The following is a 21,425-nucleotide window of genomic DNA, read 5'->3' as shown; positions in this document are numbered from 1 at the left end:
CCCCCTTATTGAATCGTATATCCGCCGTCTAAGACATTGGCCTGTCCCGTGATGCCTTTCGCTTTTCGACTGGCGAGGAATAAGGCATAGTCAGCGATTTCCTCGACCGCGAGCAACCGCTTTTGCGGAACGAGCGGATAGATCACGTCTTCGAGGACCTTTTCCAATTCGACCTGGCGTGTCTTTGCAAGATCCGCCATCTGATTGCGGACGAGCGGCGTGTCAACGTAGCCCGGGCATAAGGCATTGACCGTGATCCCGTGTTCCGCCCCTTCCAGTGCCGCCACTTTCGTTAAGCCGAGGAGCCCGTGTTTCGCGGAATTGTAGGCCGCTTTTCCGGCAAAGCCGATCAGCCCGTTGATCGAAGCCATGTTGATGATCCGACCGTATCCTTGTTCCTTCATGATCGGGAAAACATGCTTGATCGCCATAAACGGTGCCGTCAACATGATTTTGATCATCAACTCAAACTTCTCCGTCGGAAAATCTTCGATGGGTGAGACATGTTGCAGACCGGCGTTGTTGATCAATACATCAATCCGACCGTACTGCTTCATCGTCTCGGCAAACACAGACTGGACTTGGGTTTCATCCGTCACATTCAGCGTCAGACCAATCACGTCATGTCCCGCTTCCTGCAACGTCTGCGCTGCTGTTTGTGCCGCTTCTGTGTTGACGTCCGTAATGACGACCTTCGCTCCTGCTTCTGCGAACGCCTTTGAGATTTCAAGACCAATCCCGCTTCCTGCTCCCGTCACGAGGACGATATCTCCGTTGACCATCTGACTCACTCCCCTACTGGCATACGTTCAAGTTCCGGGCTGACCGTGAAGTTCGCTTCCGTCACGGTGCGGATGTCTTCGACCGTCAGTCCGGCGAGCGTCTCGATCAAGACCATTCCGGCATCCGTGAAATCAAAAACAGCTTTGTCGGTAATCAACCGGTGGACGACTTGACTCCCCGTCAACGGTAATGTACAGTTCGACTTCACTTTCGATTCGCCGTACTTATTGACGTGCTCCATGATGATGACGACCCGTTTCGCCCCGTTGACGAGATCCATCGCTCCGCCCATTCCTTTGACCATCTTGCCGGGAATCATCCAGTTCGCGAGGTCTCCGTTTTCAGCGACTTCCATCCCGCCTAAAATCGCGAGGTCGATATGACCACCGCGGATCATGGCAAATGATTCGGCACTGTCGAAATAGGACGCGCCTTTTTGTGCCGTGACCGTCTCTTTGCCGGCGTTGATTTCGTCGGCATCGACTTCATGTTCGAGCGGATACGGTCCGATGCCGAGCAAGCCGTTTTCCGATTGCAGCATGACGTGCCGATCATTCGGAATCGCATTGGCGATCAGTGTCGGAATCCCGATGCCGAGATTGACGTACATCCCGTCCTCGATTTCCTGCAATGCACGATTGATGATGATGTCTCTAGACGTTGCCATAGTATCTCCCCCTTATGCTTCCCGGACTGTCCGGCGTTCGATGCGTTTCTCGTAGTCCGTCCCGACGATGATGCGCTGGACGTAAACCGCTGGTGTATGAATCTCGTTTGGATCCAGTTCACCGACTTCAACCAGTTCTTCGACCTCGACGATTGTCACTTTCCCGGCCGTCGCGACCAGTGGATTGAAGTTGCGTGACGTTTTACGGAAAACAAGGTTGCCGAGTTTATCCGCTTTCCAGGCTTTGACGAGTGCAAAATCACCGACGATCCCTTCTTCAAGCAAATACGTTTTTCCGTCGAATTGTTTTTGTTCCTTGCCTTCCGCGATCGGTGTTCCGACACCGGTCGGCGTGTAGAAGCCGGGAATGCCCGCGCCGCCGGCTCGAATCCGCTCCGCAAGTGTCCCCTGCGGTACGAGGTCGACTTCAATCTCGCCACTTAAATACTGTTGCTCAAACGTCTTGTTTTCCCCGACGTACGACGAGACCATCTTCTTGATCTGGCGTGATTGCAATAAGATGCCGAGTCCGAAATCGTCGACACCACAGTTGTTGCTGACGACCGTCAATTCCTTGACGCCTTGTTCCTGTAAGGCGGTAATTGATTTTTCGGGAATTCCGCACAGGCCGAACCCGCCGACGACGAGCGTCGCCCCGTCAAAAATATCTGCTGTCGCTTCCGTAAATGAATCGTAGATTTTCCCCTGTTGCATCGTTCATTTCCCCCTTTGTAAGTACAGCTGTTTAATAAAGACCCGTCAGGTTATACAGACCAATCATCAAGAAGACCGTTACTGTCTTTAAAATCGTGATCATAAAGATGTCACGGTACGACTGACGGTGCGTCAACCCGGTGACGGCAAGCAAGGTGATGACGGCCCCGTTGTGCGGGAGTGTATCCATTCCGCCGGACGCCATCGAGATGACCCGGTGCATGACTTCCGGCGGGACACCGCCTGATGTGATTGCTTGCGTATACTTATCTGACATTGCACTGAGCGCGATGCCCATGCCGCCGGATGCTGAACCGGTCACACCGGCAAGTGCCGTCGTCGTGACCGCGCCGTTGACAAGTGGATCGGTGAACGTCGACGAGATTCCGCTTGAGACGGTTTTGAATCCCGGCAAGGCGGCAATGACGCCACCAAATCCATACTCGGCTCCCGTATTCATGACGGCAAGTAAGGCACCGCCGATACTGACGTTCAGACCGGCTTGGAAATTCGTCCGGACTTTTTTGAAATCATAGAGCATCGCCGAGATGATACCGATGATCAAGGCCATCTGGACCGACCAGATCGCGAGCACGGCCGGCGTCTCGATTTTGCCGAAGGCTTCCAGACCAATCGCCGCGAAGTCAAAGCCTTCCGGATACCAGTTCGGAATCGCGAGCGTAAAGTACTTGTTCATGACGGCGACTAAAATCAACGGCACAAAGGCCAACACTTGACGGTAAACCGGCTGTTGCGCCGTCTCAAGTGTCAATTCCGGCTCGTTTTTCAACTCCATCTGCGGAGCGCTGCTGGCTGCCGTCGCTTCAAATCCGGCGTAACCTTCCCCTTCCTGATGGGCTTTACGTTTACGCGATTCGAGATACATCATCCCGACGGTCAGGATGATCAGTCCGCCGACCGTTCCCATGATTGGAGCGGCATAGATGTCTGTTTTGAAGAACGTCGTCGGAATGACGTTTTGAATTTGTGGTGTCCCCGGCAAGGCATCCATCGTGAACGTAAACGCTCCAAGCGCGATCGTTCCCGGAATCAACCGTTTCGGGATGTTTGCTTCGCGGAACAAGTTTGCCGCGAACGGATAGACGGCGAAGACGACGACGAACAGACTGACACCGCTGTACGTCAAGATGGCTCCGAGCAGGACGATGGCCAGAATCGCCCGTTTGGCGCCGATGATCCGAATAATCGTCTTCGCAATCGATTCGGCAATCCCTGACATCTCAACGACTTTCCCGAAGATGGCTCCGAGTAAGAAGACCGGGAAATAAGCTTTGATGAAGCCGACCATCTTCTCCATGAAGATATTCGAGAAGAACGGCAGGACCCAATCCGGATTCGTCAACAGAACCGCGAATAATGCACAGATCGGAGCAAACAAGATGACCGAAAAGCCACGATACGCTACGAACATGAGTAAAGATAAGGCAAGAAGAATGATGATCAGTTCCATGGTGAATCTCCTTTTAGTTTTTAGTAAGCGCTTTCAATTGCTTCTTCCCCATTTAACAATTGAATCGGAGAACGGTCAATCAAAATTCGATAACCTATAAGTACAGCTTATAGACTCTATAACTTCACATTATAGACACATTTTGTTTTTTTTGATGCCTCTTGGAGAAATCTTTTGAATGAACAGGACTTTTTGTATGCGTTGGCGTATTCTAACGATAGAAGGAATTGTTGATGAAAGTAAGGTGAATCGGTGTGAAATCGATCTTGTACGACGTGCTCCATAACCTGACTTTATTGATGAGCGGGTTTTATCTGCTCGGAAAACTATCGCCCCACCCGATTACCGTCGACTCCAAACGGTCGGTCCGGATTTTGTACGGACTCAGTTTAAGTATCCTGTCGTTGCTCTTGATGCAGTTGACAATCGAACCGGTTCCGGGTGTCCTCGTCGATTTACGGCATATTCCGGTCATCGTCGCCGCTTATTTCGCCGGTCCGCTGCCGACCTGTATCGTGACGATCATCATTATCGTCTATCGGTTCAGTGTCAACACGAATGCGGCGGCTTTTGCAGCCTGTCTGTTCATTTTACTGGTTGCCGGCGGAACGTTGCTGATCGTCAGGTGGTTGCCGCTCTACTCCCGAAAAACATTTACGGTCGTCACGGTGTATGCGACCGTCCTGCATGGACTCGTCTTGACATATGTCTTGTTCGACACCGGGCTCATCCTCGACATTTTAAGTGTCGTTCTCCCGGCGTCATTTGCCAGCAGTTGGCTTGCCCTTGTCATCATCCGGGATATTCGGCTGACGAAGCACGCGATGCAGACCTTGCAACAGACGGCACGACGTGATTTTTTGACGGGACTTCATAATTTCCGTGCCTTTACCGATCACTTGGAAGATTTAAAACAACAAACGATCCTCCATTCTCGGGAAATCGCTTTGATTACGGTCGACATTGACCATTTCAAACAGGTCAATGATACGTATGGTCATGAAGCGGGCGACGAGGTTTTACGGCAGTTTGCAAAACGGCTGCATGACGGGGTGACGGATTCCGGTTATGTCTCCCGAAACGGCGGTGAAGAATTTTCTGTTCTCGTTGAACGATTAATGGTCGTCAAAGTGTTGGCACTCGCGGAACAGTTACGGGAACGGATCGCTGCCGCTCCGTTTGTGTTGTCCTCTGGTGTTGGACTCCGTTTGACGGCATCGTTCGGCGTCGCCAGTTTTCCGGAAAGGACCGGACAGATTCAACACATCGTGACCGATGCCGACGCCGCGCTTTACCAATCTAAACAAAACGGCCGGAATCGCGTCACCCTGTTTTCGCTTCAAGAAGAAGTCGCATCAGCCCGTCACTCCGATTAGGGATGGACGAATCCGGTAAAATCGGCTACGTTTGATAGTGAGGTAGGTGAGTGTTATGAAATTGGCAAAAGGACCGTATATTTTAATTGGTCTCGTCCTCGGTCTCCTGTTCGGCTTCATCGGGGATAATTTTTATCTGTATGTCTCGGCCGGTATTTTAGTCGGTGCGATGCTCGAAGGCTACGTCTCGTGGCAACAACGGAAAGAACAAAAAAAATCAAATCATTCCTAAGGGGGAATCAGTGTGGGCTTCAGTGAACTGTTTTTATCAACGCTCGCGTACATCGGTGTCGCGACGCTCCTGCTTGCAATCGGAGTTGTCCTGTTTGAAGTGACGACTAAATCAAAAGAGATGGAGCTGATCCGTCAAGGGAAAAAAGCGGCTGTCTATGCATTCGGCGGACGAATCCTTGGTCTTGCGATTGTTCTGTACTCAAGCATCACGAACTCGGTCAGCATTCTCGACATGGTCTTGTGGGGAGCACTGGCAATCGTTTTCCAAATCGTTTTGTTCTACTTGGCTGATTTAATCATTCCGCGTCTCAGCATGACAAAAGAAATTGATGCCAATAACGAAGCCGTCGGTTTACTGCTTCTGTTCCTCTCGATTTCAATCGGACTGATCATCGCCGGTTCCCTTACATATTAAAAAATGCCAGCATCCCGGACGTCGGAGTGCTGGCATTTTTCATTTTTCCAAGTCTTCGAGTTCTTTTTGGGAGCGGGGATAGCCGTTTGCCTGCCACTCCGCCCGGTAAATCGAATCGAGTTTCGTCAAACCGACTTCATCCGGATCCTTATCGGCATCCGGACTCAAATCCTGATCGAGATGCGTTAAATACTCTTTTAACGGATCCGCTTCCCTCTTGTCCTTGTTCTTCAGCAAAAGCAGACCGGCACCGGCCAAAACGCTCGCTCCGAACACATACCGTTTTCGTAATCGCATCGGTTCCCCTTCTTTCTGTCAGAACACAGCTTAGACAAGCCCTCCCCCGTCCCGGAGGTTCGGGTGGGCCAACTGTCGGACTTTTCCCTGTTCGACGGTCAGGACGTGATCCGGTTGTCGTTCGAAATAACCGGTTTCGAGCACCCCCGTCAAACTTTTTAGTTCCTGGGCAAAATGACGGACATCCTGGACCCGCTCGAGGTCCACATCCAGAATCAAATGTCTGCCATCCGTCACGAACGGTTTACCCTCGTGTTCCCGCAGTGTCACGTCCAGCTGCTTGTCCCGCAGATAACGCTCGACATACGGTCTCGCAAACGCATCGATTTCGACCGGTAACGGTCCGGTCAAGTGGTGCACGAATTTTGAGGCGTCCGCTAAGTAAAGGATTTCCCGGCTCATCAGCGCGACGACTTTTTCCCGGAATAACGCACCGCCCCCGCCCTTGAGCACACGGAACCGTGGGTCGATTTGATCGATCCCGTCGATGACGAGATCGATATGGGTTGTTTCTTCAAGTGACAGGAGGGGAATGTTCAATCGTTTCGCTTGTTCAACCGTCTCGTTGGATGTCGCGACCCCTTGCACTTCGCCGCCCGCTTTGACCCATTCACCTAAGGCATCGATGAAACTCCAGGTTGTCGAACCGGTCCCAAGACCAAGGACCATGCCGTTCTTGACCTGCTTGATTGCCGCTTCCGCCAGCATCTTCTTCTCTTGCTCATACATCAGCACCCCTCCTTCGTTAGTTATCTATTCCCGGTTGACGCTTACTTCAATCGACGAGTGTTGCCGTCTCTTGCAAATAGAGTTCGATTGCTGAACGGAGCGGTTCAAGTGCGTCTTGCCAAAAAGTGACCGCATCCGGTTCCCCGTCCAGATACTGTTCCACCAGCTCTTCGATCGAAGCCCGGCCCGATGCCCGTAACAGCGGTTCAAATTGATCGCTGAACGCCGCTTTGGATTGTTTGACCCTCGTATACAACTGATTGCTCAACAAGTAACCGATCGTATAGGGAATGTTGTAAAATGCCTTGCCCGTATCATAAAAATGACCGACACAGATCCATTTAAACGGAGCCGCCTCGTCCAACAGATTCCCGTAAAAACCGGCTTCTTCTTCCTGCATCAAGGCTGCGATCCGTGCGCTCGAGACCGGTCCCTGCTTCCGCTCGGAATAAAAACGTTGCTCAAACCGGAACATGTTCGGCACAATCCCGACGTATTTTAAACCTTCGTTGATTTTGGTCTCAAGCATCGCCATTTTTTCTTCACCTGCCGACTGTTCGATGACGGCGTCGAGGACCAGGTTTTCCATGAACGTCGATGCGGTCTCGGCGATACTCGTCCCTTTGATTTGCTCAAGGAACGGCAGATCGTGCATCAACGAATTATGATAGGCGTGACCGAGTTCATGGGCAAGCGTGACGACATCCTGATACGCCTCGCGGTACGTCATGAAAATGCGGCTTTCTTTAAGGACCGGAAATGAGGCACAGAATCCCCCTTCCGCTTTATTGGGCCGGTTTTCGGCATCGACCCACCCTGCTTCGAATACGTGTTTCGTAAAGGTGGCCAACCGTGGATGCAGGTCTTCAAATTGTTTCAGGATGATCGTTTGCGCCGTCGCATACGAGACAGTACGGTCCGATTTGAAGGTATTTGTCTCTAAATCGTGCCACTGTGGTTCCGTGATTTGGGCGAGACGCAATTTCCGTTCGTAATACGACTGGAACAACGGACGATGTTGATCAATCGCCGTCAGCATCGCTTCGATCGTCGGTCGTTTGATCCGATTTTGTTCGCAGAGTTCCGTCAAGAGATCGTCCCAGCCGCGTTTTGCATACACCTGTAATCGAAATCCGGCAATCCGGTTCAGAATCATCGCAAAGTCGTCCTGTGCAGCGGCGCAAGTCTTTGCAATAGCGGCGGCTGCCGTTTGACGGTCGATCCGTGTTGCACCGTGGACCGCCTGATGCCAGGCTTGTCCGATCGTGACCGTTGCTCCATTCAAGGGTAGTCGTAATCCGGTCAAACGTTGTTCATACAGCTGTTCCCAGGCAGAAAATCCGTCGACTGCCAATGCCTGAATCAACTGTTCCTGCTCTGCCGGCAGGCGCCGTTCCATGATGGCACGGCGTTCCGTCAGGTAATAGAACGCCTCTTTGTGCTGTAACACTGTCCACTCGTCGTTTGACAATGTCCGCAGTCGTTCCTCGAAGAGGGTTTCACCCGTCTGAAGACTTGCTTGCAACGTATCCGTCTGCTCGAGCAGATCAAGCACCTCTTGACGCGACACGTCTTCTGCGTACAGGCAATAGACGAAATCACTGAGCTCTTCGACCTGACACATGAGCTGCTCAAGTGTCACTAATTGCGACCGGATCGGTGCTTCGACGGTTTCGAACCGGTCAAGTTCCTGCTGTAACGACTCTAACTTTTGCTTGACCTCTTCCGTTGTATAGCTGGCGTTCAGCTGCCAACGCGATGTCATGGTCGACATACCCATTCCTCCTTTTCAGCCTTTTCTGTCCCTCCCTCCATTCGTTTCCGTTTAAGACAAGTCCTTTTTTTCTAGTTATTTCCACAAAAAAACATCCTTTCGCTTGATGGAAAGGATGTCGGAACCATTAAATGACGAAGAAATAGACGCAGAGGAAATGAGCAAGACTTCCGAGTAACACGAACACGTGGAAAATCTCATGGAAACCAAGATGCTTAAACGACAGGATGTTTGGTTTCAAACCGTAGATGACTCCACCAATCGTATAGAAAATCCCCCCGAGGAACAGCAGTGCGATCCCCATCGGTGACAAGACGGCTGCGAGCGGTGTGATCGCAAAGACCATGATCCAGCCCATCCCGATGTAAAGTGTCGTCGACAACCAGCGCGGGCTGTTGAACCAGACGAGTTTAAAGGTAATGCCGAAGACGGCAATCAGCATGACGATACTGAACATGACCCACCCCGTCGGTCCGTTCAGACTGATCAGACAAAACGGCGCGTAGGATCCGGCGATCAATAAATAGATCATCGAGTGATCCAGTCGTCTCCAGGTCGCAATCGCCCGGTCACTCGCCAGTACCATATGATAGGTCGCCGAGACGGAATAGAGTGCCATCATACTGACACCAAAGATGATGGCAGCGACGATCGGCAAGCCGGCGCCTCGTTCCAGTGATGCTTTAATGACCAGTGCCAGCAACCCGATGAAGGCGAAGACTGCTCCTCCGAGATGGGTCAAGCCGTTGATTGGTTCTCTCATGTACGTTCTCATAATTTCCCTCCGTTGTTATGTAGTTTTTAATACTACATGGCGTTATATGAACATTCTATCATACACTAGAGAAATAGGAAGTCATTCCGGATTATTTTTTTGGAGGTTTTTTTATGACACAAGCAGATCAACCAAAACCAATACTCGATCGACAATTGGAATTAACGGATATTCCGAACATCGATCTCTACATGGATCAAGTCATCCAACTGTTTGAACGGACGTTCGAGGAGACGACCCGCGCAAAAGGCGAGACGATTCTGACGAAGACGATGATCAACAATTATGCCAAAAAGAAACTGTTTTTCCCAGTGACGAATAAGAAATACACGAAAGACCATCTCATCTTGATCAGTCTGATCTATCAGCTCAAAGGAACTTTTTCAATCAACGACATCAAAACGATTCTGACGGATTTAAATGCGGGCGTCACCAGTCAGTCAATCGATCTTGAAGCGTTTTATCAGACCTATCTCGGCACGACAGCAGCTAATCAGACCCGTTTTGAAGCACAACAGCAACTGCCGGACGAATCGGATCATCTCGAACAGTTGCAGCTGATTTTATCACTTGCCCATATGAGTAACTTGTATCGCCGGGCAGCCGAACGGTTGATTGATCAATTAGAAGATTAACTTTCTGAGTCATCTCATGGTAAAATAGGGAAAATGAAGAGCGAGGTGGATCAGATGGAGATCGGGCAACGTTTTTTGGCGCAACTGGAAGAAACCGGACAATATTTCGTGAATTATCAGGATGGCATTTTGATTGAACTGGCGTTTGATGCGACTGTCGGAAAACAGTCACCGGCATTCTCTGATCTTGAACACACGGCGGCCTATCTCGAGGAACATCTCCGTTCCCATCAGACGCAGGCCCTGTTGCTCGCTTCAAAGATCCATGCCTATGATGCTTCTCCCGTCGAACGGATTACGCAAATGATCTCCATCCACAGCTTTTTTTCAACACATCGTCTCGTCCACCCGCTGAACGCTTATTCCACCGCCTTATTGATCAGCCGATTGGAAGCAACGGATCCACAGTTGCAACGGACAGTCGAACTGTATCAGCTTGCCAAAAAATCTCATCGCTTCATCGTCTCCCCGCTTCTCGTGTCGTTTTTGTTCCTGAACGCCTTGCGTCGCGGAGAGATGTCGATGATTCATGCACGGATCGAGGCGACGTATGACATTCTGAAGAAACGATTTGGCCGTTCGCAGCAAACGTACGTCACCGCCCTGCTGCTCGCGTTGTTACCGGAGGACGATCAGGCGACGTATATCGAACAGGTCGTTCAGTCGCGAAACCTGTACCGGAAACACGGCATTCCCTTGTCGTTTCACGGTTTACTCGCCTTACTCGGTGACCCGAGGATGCATCAAGCGGCACTAGAGGGGTTGGCGAACCAATTTCGGAACACGCCTCACTTCAAGTACCGCAAAGACCTCGTGTTTCTGACGGCTGTCCGGCTGTACTTGGCCGATCATCCGACGCTGCACCAGCTGTTTGCACCGTTCTCCCCTTCTACGCTCGACGATACGTCCAGTCTCTTGCCGGTCTATCTGTTTCCGGTCGATTTGACCGATACGTCCCATGCCACGGATGGTGGTATGGCGGACGGCGGATTTGACGGGGGTGACGGCGGCGGGGGCGGTGGTGATTAATCGATTGCAAGGCAAAAAAACACCTTTCTGCCGAAGCAGAAGGTGTTTTTAATTAACGCTCTTGGTTGTCCTCATCGGATGGTGTTACATCTGATGCGTCATCGGATGCATGTGATAAATCGGGTGCTTCTTCATCCGTTGATGGATTTTCATCCGAGACATCCTCTGATTGTTGTTGTGTATCCGTTGACTCCTCTTTCGAGTCGTCATGTTTGTCTGTATCTTGTTTAGCTTTTGGTTTTTCGGTATTTGACTCATCGCGTCCTGCGATTTCATCGTTCGTCATCCGATTGCCCGAAGTAATTGGATCTGTTTCTTTGTCGTGTTGCTGTGCCATGAAAAGTCCCCCTCAATCTGTGATGTTAAGAGTATTCCCTCACGCACTCAGCTTAAACATCGAGCGTATGGCTGGTTTTTGAAAAATCAGCAATCAAGTTCGCAATCGGTTGCGGGTGATGGAGGTAATGTCCTTGGACATACAACTTTTCACCAAGCAACGTGATCTGACGGAATTGGGAAACCGTCTCGACTTCTTGAATGACCAAAGCAATATTTAATGCTTGCGTCAACGCATAGACGGACTGTAACATCGACTGTTCGAGCTGATTTTGCGCCAATCGCCGGGTGAAGATCGGATCCAGTTTCACCGATTGTACCGGTAAGCGGAGTAACGAATTCAGTGACGCATAGTGACTGCCAAAATGATCGACACTCAAGCGGTATCCGGCCTGACGCAATGATTCAAGACGACCGATTGCTTGACGGCGTCCCGTCTGCAACACTTCCTCACGAATTTCAAGGACAATCCGGTCCCGTTTGAACAGTGGCTGGTTGGCGAATGCCAATAAATCAGCAAGCATCGCATCGGACTGAAACTGGCTCGCCGACAGATTAATTGAAATCGTCACCGGATGACCAATTTCTTTTTCCAAACGAACACTGTCCGTGATGGCTTGGCAAACCGTAAATCGTCCAATTTGACCAAAGCTGCCCATTCGTTCAGCGACCGGTATGAAATCCGCCGGACTGACGAAACCAAGGACCGGGTGATTCCAGCGTAACAACGCTTCAACCGCCACCGTATGGCCGAGATTGGCATTGAAAATCCGCTGGTAATACAATTCAAATTGTCCCCGCGCAAGAGCCTGCCCGAGTTCTTTTTCCAAAACGTGCTCAAACGGATGTTGCTCGAGTGCACGATTTTGTGTGACGAACAACGTTCCGGCTTTTCCGTCCAGCTTGACTTGTTGCATCAAGGCTTCTGCTGCATAAACCTGCGTTTGACGATTCATATAGTCCCCGGTCAATAAGCTGACACCGGAAGACGCGGTCAAACGAATCGGTTCGTGGCTGATGCCTTCAATTGGACGTTCAATCGCCTCGATGATCCAGTTCGCATACGTGTTGCCGTGTTCCGCAAACTCTGCTTCGTCGATGGGTGCCAACACGATGAATTCGTTCCCGTCCATCCGACCGACGACATGGTCGATGATGGGTACGTATTTTAAGCGGGAGGCAATTTCCTGCAACACTTTATTGCCGACCCGGTAACCGTACGTCGCATTGATGGCATGAAAATTATCGAGATTTAAGACCATCAGGAACGTCGATTGATTCGTCACGCTGGAAATCAGCCGGTTCATATAGCGTTCATTGTAGACGTCAGTCAAGGCATCCTTGATGACGTATGTCTCGACACTGATCGATTTACTGATAATGTTGGCATAGTTTTCAACCAGCTCGATGTCTTTTGCGTCAAAATCATACGGTTTATCATCAAATGCGCATAATGTCCCAATCTTTTCGTTTTCCGCATTTTTGATGGCCACGCCTAAAAAGCTGCCGTTCCCTAGAGATTTTGTGACCGGATGGTTACTTGTATGGGGATCCGCCAACAACTCGTTGATTTGAATCTTCCCGTCCGTCTCGTCAATGACAAGCTTACACAGAACATGTTGGTAGACATGGGTCGTCCCTTCGCCAATCAGTTCTTTTTCTTGGTTGATTGCCTTAACGATGAAGTTGCTGTTCAAATCGTTTAACGCAAAAAACAACGTGTTGACGCCAATTTCTTCACTTAACTTTTTTAAAATCTCCTCAACAAGCGGATGCAGCGCTTCATACCGCATTTGCATATTATCCACGAATCACCCCTCCTTTTCGCCTCACTCTGTCACCATTTCAATCGGAAACTCGACCGTAAATGTACTGCCAATCCCTTCTTCCGACTGGACGGAAATCGTTCCGTCATGATCTTTGACGATCATTTGGCAGATCGCAAGACCGAGACCGGTACCACCAATCTTCCGGGTGTCCGAATTGTCGGCCCGGTAAAACTTATCAAAAATAAACGGTACCGATTTTTCCGGAATTCCGATTCCTTCATCTTCAACCGTCAAGCGGATCAAGTGATCCTGCACGACGCCCTTGATCTGAATCTGTCCACCGTCCGGTGAATATTTAATCGCATTCATGATCAGGTTCGTGAACAGCTGTTTCATTTTTTCTTCACTTGCCGTCAGCTCATAACGACCCGGTTCAAAAGCAACACGAATCCGGTGTTTACTGCTTGCCAAGTCAAACATCGGTCGCATTTCAAACACCAATTTCTTTAAGTCCATCCGTTTTTTAGTCGTACCTTGCGTCAGATCTTCACCCTTTTGTATCTCAAGAATGTCATCAATCAATTCCGCCAACCGGACAGTTTCGGAATGGATCGTTTCGAGGTATTTTTTCTGACGCGGACCATCGAGTGTCCGGCGCATCAACAGTTCTGTGAAGCCCATGATCGAGGAAAGCGGTGTCCGCAATTCGTGCGACACGATGGAAACAAACTCAGATTGTTTTAAATCAAGTTCCTTTTCCTTCGTCACGTCACGCAGGACCAGCATCATCCCCCACTCGACATTGGCAATCGCAATTCGTTCTGCATAAGCGCTGAGCAGCAAATTCCCGCGAAACGCCGATAATTCAATCGTTTCACCCGGGATTTCCCCGTTCATCAACTGACCGATGTAATCATGCAAAGCATCGGCTTGATCGATATGTTCAAACAACGAAGTTGCCCGTTCATAGGCATGGCGGAACCCTTGCGCCTGATTAACCAGTTTCGGCGGAAACATGTTCAGCAAGGCCTGATTGGCATAAATCTGTTCGCCGCTGCTTTCGATATAGAGCACCGCTTCGCGGATCGAGTCGAGCAATTGATACGTTTTGATTTTTTCGTGCTCCATCTGATGAAACAACAAATGCCGTTCAAGTGTCATACCCAGTTTACGTGACAGGTCGAGGATGTCCCCGACCTGTTCCAGATTAAACTGTTCAAACGGATGCTTAAGATAGATGATCCCGACGACACCTCCATTGCTTGGAGATTGAACGGGAATGGCCGATTCATACATCCCTTCCGCCGCTGGAAGCTGGACGGATTTACGCATCACAAAAGCACGACGCAACACCGAGTATTGATCCAAATCTTTTTCAATCAATTCAATGTCCTCGACCCCTTGCGTCACGAGATGGCTCAGTTGCTCACGTCGGTACAACAGGATGGCGCCGGCTTCGAGATTCACGAGATGAAGCAGTTTGACAAGCAATGTCTCACATGCCGACTCGACATTTTGTGTCGCTAACGCTTCCATGATCTCATTTCGATGCTTTAATTTATGCTCCACTTCGACAAGATCCTGTGTCAGTTGACCGATGCGCTCTTGATCCGTCGTCACGGCCGCTTTCACTTCACTTAACGGGAAAGGACCGGTTTTTAGACGATACGGTCTGACTTTTTTTTCGGGACGGTAACGCATGACTTTTTTCAATGAGTTTCCTCCTTCCGGTTCCTGAATTCATGTCTAAAATTATAGCATGTACACCGATTGCTGAGACAGGAAATTCAATCCGTTGTTTCGGTCAACAGACGGCTGAAGGACTGTTCAAAGGACACATCTTCTTGACGTGTCCGTTTCTTCGGTCCTTTTGTCCGCCCGCCGGCACGACGAATTTCCTGTCCGACATGCCGGGTATGTAACAGAAAATCAATATTCTCGTTCGTAAAAATCCGACCATTCTGATCAATTGCCTGTCCATTACGTGCCAACGCCAGCGCTGCAAGACCATAATCCTGAGTCACGACGATATCCCCCGGCGCCATCCGGTTGACGATGGCAAAATCAACCGCATCATGCCCTTGACCGATGGTGATGGTCTTCGCACCGGCACGATTGAATTGATGGGCCGTGTCACAAACTAAAAACACCTCATATCCCCGGCTGAGGCGAATCGTCAAATCCACGACCGGACAGCCGTCGGCATCAATCCATATTTTCATGTCCTGTCACTCCTTACTTCCGTTCACTTCTTTTAGTGTCCGTGACGACAGGAATGACTGTCAAGTGAATCGTTCGAAGTTGACCATCTTCTCCATAAAACAGACAATAGACAGGAAAGGATGTGCCGAAGTGAAACCTGCTACATTTAAATCATTTTTATCATTACTAAAAAAAAGTGAACCACCGATCGGACTGCTGTCGGCTGCCGTAACGGTTTCCATCATTCAGGCACTCGCTGCCCTGATGATTCCTTGGTTCTTGAAGTCTTTGATTGACAACTTCTCCGTCGACCGCCTGACACCCGGGTTGATCACCCTGTTCATCGTGATCTTCATCGTCCAAATGATCAGCAATGCATTTTCCATCTATTGGCTGCATATTGCGGGACAACGGATCGTCGCGAATTTACGGACGATGTTATGGAAACACCTGCTAGCTTTACCCATTCCATTTTACGACGAAACGAAATCCGGTGAGCTCGTCTCGCGTCTCAATAATGATGCGACGACGTTACAACAGTTATTATCGGAGCAACTCGTGCGTCTGTTGACATCGATCGTCTCGATCGTCGGTGCAATCACGATCTTATTTTTCCTCGACTGGCAGATGACGCTCGTGATGGTGATTGCCGTGCCGATTACGCTATTGATCATCATCCCGCTCGTTCGGAAGCTTCACCAGATTTCCCGTGAGACGCAAAAAGAATTAGCCGGATTATCCGGATTTTTTGCGGAAATGCTGGGTGAAGTCCGCCTGATCAAATCACAGGCGACGGAAGAGTATGAGATGGACCGGGGACAGACCCGGATTGAGAATCTGTATGGTTTTGGTGTCAAGGAAGGGAAAGTCCAAGCCATCTTGCTGCCGGTCTTCAACGTTGCCTTGACTTCGATGCTGATCATCATCATCAGCTTCGGTGCTTACCGTGTCGCAACGAATCAGATTACAGCCGGTGAGCTCGTCGCCTTCTCGTTATACCTGTTCCAGATCATGACTCCGCTCGTGACGATGACCGAATTCGTCTCAAAACTGCAAAAAGCACGCGGAGCGACGGAACGGATTTCCGAATTGCTCGAAGAACAGCCGGAAACCGACGGAACACGTCAGGTCGAGCGCCCGTTCGCAGCGGTTCATTTTAATCAACTGTCGTTCGGTTATGATGAAACGACACTGTTACACGACGTCACCTTCTCCTTGCCGCGTGGTCAAACGACGGCAATCGTCGGACCAAGCGGCTCTGGGAAATCAACGTTGTTCGCCCTGCTCGAACGCTTTTATCAACCGACGGCCGGTCAGATCGAACTCGGTCCACACGCCATCAACGAGTTTGAACTGGCAAGCTGGCGGAATTCAATCGGTTACGTCGCTCAGGATTCGCCGGTCTTGTCCGGGACGATCCGTGACAACCTGTTATATGGCTTAACGGGTGACGTCACGGAGCAACAAATCCGGGAAGCGGCCGAGATGGCCAATGCCGACGAATTCATCCGGTCGTTCGCGCAAGGATACGAAACCGAGATCGGTGAACGGGGCGTTAAACTGTCCGGTGGTCAGCGGCAACGGATTGCCATCGCCCGCGCCCTTCTGCGCGATCCGGAGCTGCTACTGCTCGACGAAGCAACTTCAAGTCTTGACTCCGAGTCGGAACGTGTCGTTCAGGAAGCGCTCGAACGGCTGATGGAAGGACGGACGACATTCGTCATCGCCCACCGTCTCGCCACCGTCCGCCACGCCGATCAAATCGTCGTCCTCGAACAAGGACGTGTTTCCGGCATCGGGACACATGACGCCCTCGTCGCGTCGAATGTTTTGTATAATAAACTCGTAACGCAACAATTCATCGGTCAAACCGAAACGACCAGGGGGAGTAACAGATGACAAAAACAATTGGTTTCATCGGACTGGGTGTCATGGGTCAAGGCATGGTCCGCAATTTATTAAAAGCCGGTTTTTCCGTCAAAGGCTATAACCGGACAAAAGAGAAAGGGCTGCCGCTCGAACAGGACGGCGCCGTAATCGTCGATACGATTCAGGAAGCCGTGACGGATGTCGACGTCGTCATCTCGATCGTCGGATATCCGCAGGACGTGGAAGAGATTTATTTGGCGGAAGACGGCATTTTAGCATCGGCAAACCCGGGGACGATCGTCATTGATATGACGACATCAAGTCCCGCACTCGCAATCCGGATTGCGGAGCAGGCTGCTCAAAAAGGACTTCACGCCCTCGACGCACCGGTCACAGGCGGCGATCTCGGTGCAAAAAACGGGACACTCGCGATTCTCGTCGGCGGTGAAGAAGCAGCCTTCGATACGGTAAAACCATTGTTCGAGGCGATGGGCAAATCGATCGCCCGCTTTGGTGGTCCGGGACAAGGGCAGTCGGCTAAACTCGCCAATCAGATCGCGATTGCCGGATCGATGATTGGAACAGCGGAAATGCTACTGTTCGTCACGAAATCCGGCATCGATCCGACACAGTTCGTCGAGACGATCAAAAGCGGCTCGGCCGGCAGCTGGTCGCTCGAGAATTTGATTCCGCGTGTCATTGCGGAAAACTATTCTCCCGGCTTTTTCGTCAAACATTTCATCAAGGATATGCGTTTAGCACTCGAACGTGCGGATGAGATGGGCATTTCGACACCGGGTCTTGCCCTCGTCAAAGACTTGTATGAGGAACTGGCCGCTTCCGGTCATGCCGAATCGGGAACACAAGCCCTCTACTTGCTGTTAAAAGAAAAAACACCGTCACGTTAAGCGACGACATGACAAAACGAGTCTGACCCGCCCGATGAAGGGTGGATCAGACTCGTTTTTTTACGCGGAACGTGTCGCTGTCTGTTGTTCTTTTTTTAACTGCTCGTAAAAATGTGCCATCGTCGTATCGAAATACGGTGTCAGTAGGACAACTCCGACGGTACTGAGTAAGGCGAGGATACCCCAGATGATGAAGCTGAAGTACAGCTTCACGAGACGCCACTTATGACCATGCATCATCCGTCGGCTTTCCCCGAGTACTTGGAAAAACGACAGATCCGGTCGGTCGATCAACAAAAACGGAACCAGTCGATACATCAGGTAAAAATAGATCGCCGGTACGATCAAAAAAGAACCCAAGTAGACGAGCAACGTGACAACCGTATAGGCAGCCATTACCTTCAAATAAAAGCGGATCGATGAAAATCCTTCGAATAATGTGCCGATTCCTGCCGTCTCACCACGGACGAGACGTAAATAGGAAATCGTCCGTCCAACCGTAACCGGTGCGAGGACGATCGTCACGACGATGTTCAGGGCGACGAAGCGGAGCATGCTGTCGAGATTGTCTTGGTCAAACGACATCCGACTGGCAGCCAGCGCAAAGATTAAGAAGTAAACGATCGAAATACTGAGCGCTGTCAGCCACTTTCCTTTCAGCGTCGCGAGTGCAGCTTGTTTGTACTGTAGATTTGTCATGATGAACTCCTTTACCTTTCAACTTTCCTGTTATAGTTTACCGTAGTCTGTCTTGAAAAAATAGCAATCCCTGCCTTGATTCCTTCAAGATGTGTCGATTTTTGGACAGCTGACTCTAATAAGACTTTGTTCTCTCAGTAAGGGAAATGAGAGAAGTAACATACCTATCGAAATGAAATAATGGACCCAATCGTTATATTCACCAAAAATAGGGAGACGGATTTGAAAGTCCGCCTCCCTACATTCGTTTCGAAGAAATGATTCGCTTCATGAGACTCCTACAGGAAAAAGCGCATTTTTTTTGCGCTGTCAGAGACAAACAAGACCCGCTTCCCTGACCATAAGGGCAGGGAAACTGGCTTGTGTCTCGCCTGAGGAAAGCGAGTGAAAAGCAGAATGATTTCTTCTTCAAACCCTAAAGATCTTTTTTAACGCGCAAGCAGCTGTTTCAGCGCCGCAACTTTATCAGCATCAACTTGACCGTCGACGAGGACGGCTGATCCGACGTGCAATTCGGTCGCCTGGGTTGCTTTAAGTAATTCTTCCGCCCGCTCGACCGTGATGCCGGAACCCGGCAAGACGATCAAGTCGGGATTTTGCTCAATCAACTGGGCGATGACGGCTTGACCTTCAAGTGCCGTCGCGTGTCCGCCTGACGTTAAGATCCGGTCGACCTCGGGAAAATCAGCCAATACTTCAGCTGCTTCCAAGATGTCACGACTGCTGTCGATTGCCCGGTGGAACGTCAGCGACAAATCGCCCTTATGTTTGATGATTCGTCCAAGGAATCCTTCGTCAACACGTCCGTCTGCCGTCAATGAACCGACGACGATTCCGGCTGCTCCGAGTTCCCGGATCAAATCAATGTCCGTGATGATCGTTTCCTGATCGGCTTTCGAATAGACAAACGATTTGCTGTGCGGTCGCACGAGGACGTGGACCGGAATCTCGACCGAAGACAAGACCTGCCGGATCAATCCGTAACTCGGCGTCAATCCGCCTTCTGATAAGGCCGAGACGAGTTCAAGCCGGTCGGCTCCCGCCCGCTCGGCGGCTGTCGCTTCTTCTACTGTTGCTGCAATGATTTCTAACATGATACATCCCTCCCGCCCTAGTGTATCATGAGACGACGGTCCAATTCACCCGTTCATTAAACAGCTTCATCTCCCAAGACGGCGGATAGGTCGAGGGACTGAGAACGATTTTAGCGCGGCGGAATTCCGCGACCTTATATTTCCGGTTGCCCTCGAATTCGTCACACGCTAAAAAGGCATAGACATCCTTCGTCCGACCGATGATGGCTTTTTGAATCAACGACGACTCGATGTCATCACTGACGAATCCCCGCTCGATCTCGGCTCCGTCGAACGTCAAAAAAGACGCGTCAAACGCGTAGGCGTCAAGCGCCTGCAAGACTTCGACCCCAACCGTCTGTCCATATGAATCGACGGTTCCGCCGAGTAATCGTATCTCGCCGTGGAACGGTCCCGTTTCCCGGCACTGTTCGAGATGACTGGCAATCGACAGCGAGTTCGTGACAATCGTTGCGCTGCCGCTCAAGTACGGTAACAGATGTTCGACCGGCTCCCCTTTTCCTAAAAAGATACAGGAGTAGTCCGCCAGCCAGCCTTTCGCATAACGCGCCAGCCGACGGGATAATTGATCGGTCCGTCTTGAAATCGGCGATTCTTGTTTGCCGCCTTGGTAGATTGCTCCCCCGTAAACCCGCTTCAGTTGTCGTTCCCGCTCGAGTTCCTCGAGATAACGCCGGACAGTCTCCCCGGAGACATCCAGACGGTCAATCAAATCCTTCGTCATGACTTTTCCTTCTTCTTCGAGCCATTGCATGATTTGTGATTTTCGTTCCTCTCCTAATAACGACACATGAACTACTCCCTTCACAGACAAGTACTACTTCTAGTGTAGCGAACGTCTGTAAAGGTCTTGTAAATCCGGTGTAAAAAAACGTGTAATTCCTATGAAATGTTGTTGAATTCGTTTATTTTTCAGAAAGAGGGTCTACACGCTGAAATCGTTTGTCTGATTTACGGCAAAAAACCGGTCCATCCCCCGCTTCCTGACAGGAAGTAGGACATGAACCGGTCCGCATCAATCGATTTCTTTTTTGTCTTTCGCAAACATATTGATCTTTGATTCCGTACCCTGACGGATTCGGCTGATGTTATCACGGTGCTTGAAGATCACGAACAGGGCGAGAATCGTAAAGAACGTCGGTACGATCCAGTCCTGCTCGATGATGCCGATCGTTATCGAAACAACGATGCCGATGCTTGCCGCAACGATTGAGCTGAGTGAGACCATTCGGCTGAGTCGTAACGTCGTCAAAAACGAGACGAGCAAAAAGAGGAACAGAATCGGACTCGTCACGAGCAACATGCCGCCTGACGTCGCGACCGCCTTGCCGCCCTTGAACTTGGCGAAGACCGGATAGATGTGTCCGGTGACGGCCGCCAGTCCGGCAAACAGCGGATGCAACTCCGAAGCGAGTAAGATCGGCACGAGGCTGGCTACTGCTCCCTTACCGAGATCACCGATCAAGACGATGATCCCTGCTTTTTTCCCCAACACACGAAACGTATTCGTCGTGCCCAGATTTCCACTGCCGTGTTGGCGAATGTCAATCCCGTGTCCCCACTTCCCGACAAGTAAGGCAAACGGAATCGATCCGAGCAAATAGCCTAAAATTAAAATCCCGATGATTTCAATCATGGTCAACCTCCAA

General features: G+C 50.4%; 23 protein-coding genes. 7 read left to right on the top strand and 16 right to left on the bottom strand.

From position 1 onward, the window contains the following. Positions 1 to 5: 5 nt before the first annotated feature. The 4 genes from D3D03_RS02515 to D3D03_RS02500 are packed head-to-tail and all read right to left on the bottom strand — an operon-like array spanning position 6 to position 3,635. Positions 6 to 782 carry a 3-hydroxybutyrate dehydrogenase gene (locus tag D3D03_RS02515; RefSeq protein WP_119922616.1) on the bottom strand — a complete coding sequence of 259 codons (777 nt, stop codon included), beginning with the start codon at positions 780 to 782 and terminating at the stop codon, positions 6 to 8. Positions 783 to 787: 5 nt separating this feature from the next. After that, a complete protein-coding gene (locus D3D03_RS02510) occupies positions 788 to 1,450 on the bottom strand; it encodes a 3-oxoacid CoA-transferase subunit B (protein WP_119922615.1) in 663 nt (220 codons plus the stop codon). A 12-nt stretch (positions 1,451 to 1,462) separates the two neighbouring features. Then, positions 1,463 to 2,164 carry a CoA transferase subunit A gene (locus D3D03_RS02505; protein ID WP_119922614.1) on the bottom strand — a complete coding sequence of 234 codons (702 nt, stop codon included), beginning with the start codon at positions 2,162 to 2,164 and terminating at the stop codon, positions 1,463 to 1,465. Positions 2,165 to 2,195: 31 nt separating this feature from the next. Beyond that, positions 2,196 to 3,635 (bottom strand): GntP family permease, encoded by a 1,440-nt coding sequence (locus D3D03_RS02500; protein WP_026833330.1) that lies wholly within the window; start codon positions 3,633 to 3,635, stop codon positions 2,196 to 2,198. Positions 3,636 to 3,889: 254 nt separating this feature from the next. Between D3D03_RS02500 and D3D03_RS02495 the strand changes: the two genes are divergently transcribed. The 3 genes from D3D03_RS02495 to D3D03_RS02490 are packed head-to-tail and all read left to right on the top strand — an operon-like array spanning position 3,890 to position 5,660. After that, positions 3,890 to 5,011, top strand: a complete 1,122-nt coding sequence (locus D3D03_RS02495; RefSeq protein WP_119922613.1) for a GGDEF domain-containing protein — start codon at positions 3,890 to 3,892, stop codon at positions 5,009 to 5,011. A 55-nt stretch (positions 5,012 to 5,066) separates the two neighbouring features. Next, complete coding sequence (locus D3D03_RS16755; RefSeq protein ID WP_167331061.1) at positions 5,067 to 5,243, top strand: hypothetical protein; 177 nt, start codon at positions 5,067 to 5,069, stop codon at positions 5,241 to 5,243. A 12-nt stretch (positions 5,244 to 5,255) separates the two neighbouring features. Then, positions 5,256 to 5,660 carry a DUF350 domain-containing protein gene (locus D3D03_RS02490; protein ID WP_012370068.1) on the top strand — a complete coding sequence of 135 codons (405 nt, stop codon included), beginning with the start codon at positions 5,256 to 5,258 and terminating at the stop codon, positions 5,658 to 5,660. A 39-nt stretch (positions 5,661 to 5,699) separates the two neighbouring features. On the opposite strand, the gene D3D03_RS02485 is transcribed toward D3D03_RS02490, so the two are convergent. The 4 genes from D3D03_RS02485 to trhA all read right to left on the bottom strand — a co-directional run bounded on the left by D3D03_RS02485 (position 5,700) and on the right by trhA (position 9,235). Further along, positions 5,700 to 5,957 carry a hypothetical protein gene (locus D3D03_RS02485; RefSeq protein WP_119922612.1) on the bottom strand — a complete coding sequence of 86 codons (258 nt, stop codon included), beginning with the start codon at positions 5,955 to 5,957 and terminating at the stop codon, positions 5,700 to 5,702. A gap of 30 nt (positions 5,958 to 5,987) precedes the next feature. Next, positions 5,988 to 6,686 carry a ribose-5-phosphate isomerase RpiA gene (gene rpiA, locus D3D03_RS02480; protein WP_119922611.1) on the bottom strand — a complete coding sequence of 233 codons (699 nt, stop codon included), beginning with the start codon at positions 6,684 to 6,686 and terminating at the stop codon, positions 5,988 to 5,990. A gap of 46 nt (positions 6,687 to 6,732) precedes the next feature. After that, the gene (locus D3D03_RS02475) at positions 6,733 to 8,460 is read right to left on the bottom strand and encodes a M3 family oligoendopeptidase (protein WP_158583668.1); all 1,728 of its coding nucleotides are present in this window, start codon (positions 8,458 to 8,460) and stop codon (positions 6,733 to 6,735) included. A gap of 127 nt (positions 8,461 to 8,587) precedes the next feature. Then, entirely contained in the window at positions 8,588 to 9,235 is a 648-nt protein-coding gene (trhA, locus tag D3D03_RS02470; protein WP_026833335.1) for a PAQR family membrane homeostasis protein TrhA, read from the bottom strand. A 113-nt stretch (positions 9,236 to 9,348) separates the two neighbouring features. Between trhA and D3D03_RS02465 the strand changes: the two genes are divergently transcribed. Both D3D03_RS02465 and D3D03_RS02460 read left to right on the top strand, forming a co-directional pair. Next, positions 9,349 to 9,870 carry a DUF1836 domain-containing protein gene (locus D3D03_RS02465; protein WP_119922609.1) on the top strand — a complete coding sequence of 174 codons (522 nt, stop codon included), beginning with the start codon at positions 9,349 to 9,351 and terminating at the stop codon, positions 9,868 to 9,870. Positions 9,871 to 9,924: 54 nt separating this feature from the next. Then, the gene (locus D3D03_RS02460) at positions 9,925 to 10,899 is read left to right on the top strand and encodes a DUF4003 family protein (RefSeq protein WP_158583667.1); all 975 of its coding nucleotides are present in this window, start codon (positions 9,925 to 9,927) and stop codon (positions 10,897 to 10,899) included. Between the two features lie 52 nt (positions 10,900 to 10,951). On the opposite strand, the gene D3D03_RS02455 is transcribed toward D3D03_RS02460, so the two are convergent. From D3D03_RS02455 to D3D03_RS02440, 4 genes are all read right to left on the bottom strand, one after another. Next, positions 10,952 to 11,236, bottom strand: coding sequence for a hypothetical protein (locus D3D03_RS02455; protein ID WP_119922607.1), 285 nt, complete (start codon positions 11,234 to 11,236; stop codon positions 10,952 to 10,954). A 52-nt stretch (positions 11,237 to 11,288) separates the two neighbouring features. After that, the gene (locus tag D3D03_RS02450; RefSeq protein WP_119923086.1) at positions 11,289 to 13,034 is read right to left on the bottom strand and encodes a sensor domain-containing diguanylate cyclase; all 1,746 of its coding nucleotides are present in this window, start codon (positions 13,032 to 13,034) and stop codon (positions 11,289 to 11,291) included. Between the two features lie 30 nt (positions 13,035 to 13,064). Beyond that, positions 13,065 to 14,717 carry a sensor histidine kinase gene (locus tag D3D03_RS02445; protein ID WP_233550618.1) on the bottom strand — a complete coding sequence of 551 codons (1,653 nt, stop codon included), beginning with the start codon at positions 14,715 to 14,717 and terminating at the stop codon, positions 13,065 to 13,067. Between the two features lie 74 nt (positions 14,718 to 14,791). Then, the gene (locus D3D03_RS02440; RefSeq protein ID WP_119922606.1) at positions 14,792 to 15,226 is read right to left on the bottom strand and encodes a YaiI/YqxD family protein; all 435 of its coding nucleotides are present in this window, start codon (positions 15,224 to 15,226) and stop codon (positions 14,792 to 14,794) included. 130 nt (positions 15,227 to 15,356) lie between these two features. Here D3D03_RS02440 and D3D03_RS02435 point away from each other — a divergent pair, with 130 nt between their 5' ends. Both D3D03_RS02435 and D3D03_RS02430 read left to right on the top strand, forming a co-directional pair. Continuing rightward, positions 15,357 to 17,105 (top strand): ABC transporter ATP-binding protein, encoded by a 1,749-nt coding sequence (locus D3D03_RS02435; RefSeq protein WP_026833342.1) that lies wholly within the window; start codon positions 15,357 to 15,359, stop codon positions 17,103 to 17,105. Continuing rightward, positions 17,102 to 17,983, top strand: a complete 882-nt coding sequence (locus D3D03_RS02430; protein WP_119922605.1) for an NAD(P)-dependent oxidoreductase — start codon at positions 17,102 to 17,104, stop codon at positions 17,981 to 17,983. The genes D3D03_RS02435 and D3D03_RS02430 overlap by 4 nt, the downstream gene beginning before the upstream one ends. Before the next feature lie 60 nt (positions 17,984 to 18,043). On the opposite strand, the gene D3D03_RS02425 is transcribed toward D3D03_RS02430, so the two are convergent. The 4 genes from D3D03_RS02425 to plsY all read right to left on the bottom strand — a co-directional run bounded on the left by D3D03_RS02425 (position 18,044) and on the right by plsY (position 21,412). Further along, the gene (locus tag D3D03_RS02425; protein ID WP_026833344.1) at positions 18,044 to 18,682 is read right to left on the bottom strand and encodes a DUF975 family protein; all 639 of its coding nucleotides are present in this window, start codon (positions 18,680 to 18,682) and stop codon (positions 18,044 to 18,046) included. A 428-nt stretch (positions 18,683 to 19,110) separates the two neighbouring features. Next, positions 19,111 to 19,776 carry a copper homeostasis protein CutC gene (locus D3D03_RS02420; RefSeq protein ID WP_012370051.1) on the bottom strand — a complete coding sequence of 222 codons (666 nt, stop codon included), beginning with the start codon at positions 19,774 to 19,776 and terminating at the stop codon, positions 19,111 to 19,113. Positions 19,777 to 19,801: 25 nt separating this feature from the next. Continuing rightward, positions 19,802 to 20,566, bottom strand: a complete 765-nt coding sequence (locus D3D03_RS02415) for a DeoR/GlpR family DNA-binding transcription regulator (protein ID WP_012370050.1) — start codon at positions 20,564 to 20,566, stop codon at positions 19,802 to 19,804. Between the two features lie 225 nt (positions 20,567 to 20,791). Continuing rightward, entirely contained in the window at positions 20,792 to 21,412 is a 621-nt protein-coding gene (gene plsY / locus D3D03_RS02410; protein ID WP_119922604.1) for a glycerol-3-phosphate 1-O-acyltransferase PlsY, read from the bottom strand. Between the last annotated feature and the right edge of the window lie 13 nt (positions 21,413 to 21,425).

This window comes from Exiguobacterium sp. RIT452 (genome assembly GCF_003598705.1).
Taxonomy (GTDB): domain Bacteria; phylum Bacillota; class Bacilli; order Exiguobacteriales; family Exiguobacteriaceae; genus Exiguobacterium_A; species Exiguobacterium_A undae.
The sequence above is the reverse complement of the archived record's forward strand: the minus strand, read 5'-3'. Positions and strand labels throughout refer to the sequence as shown.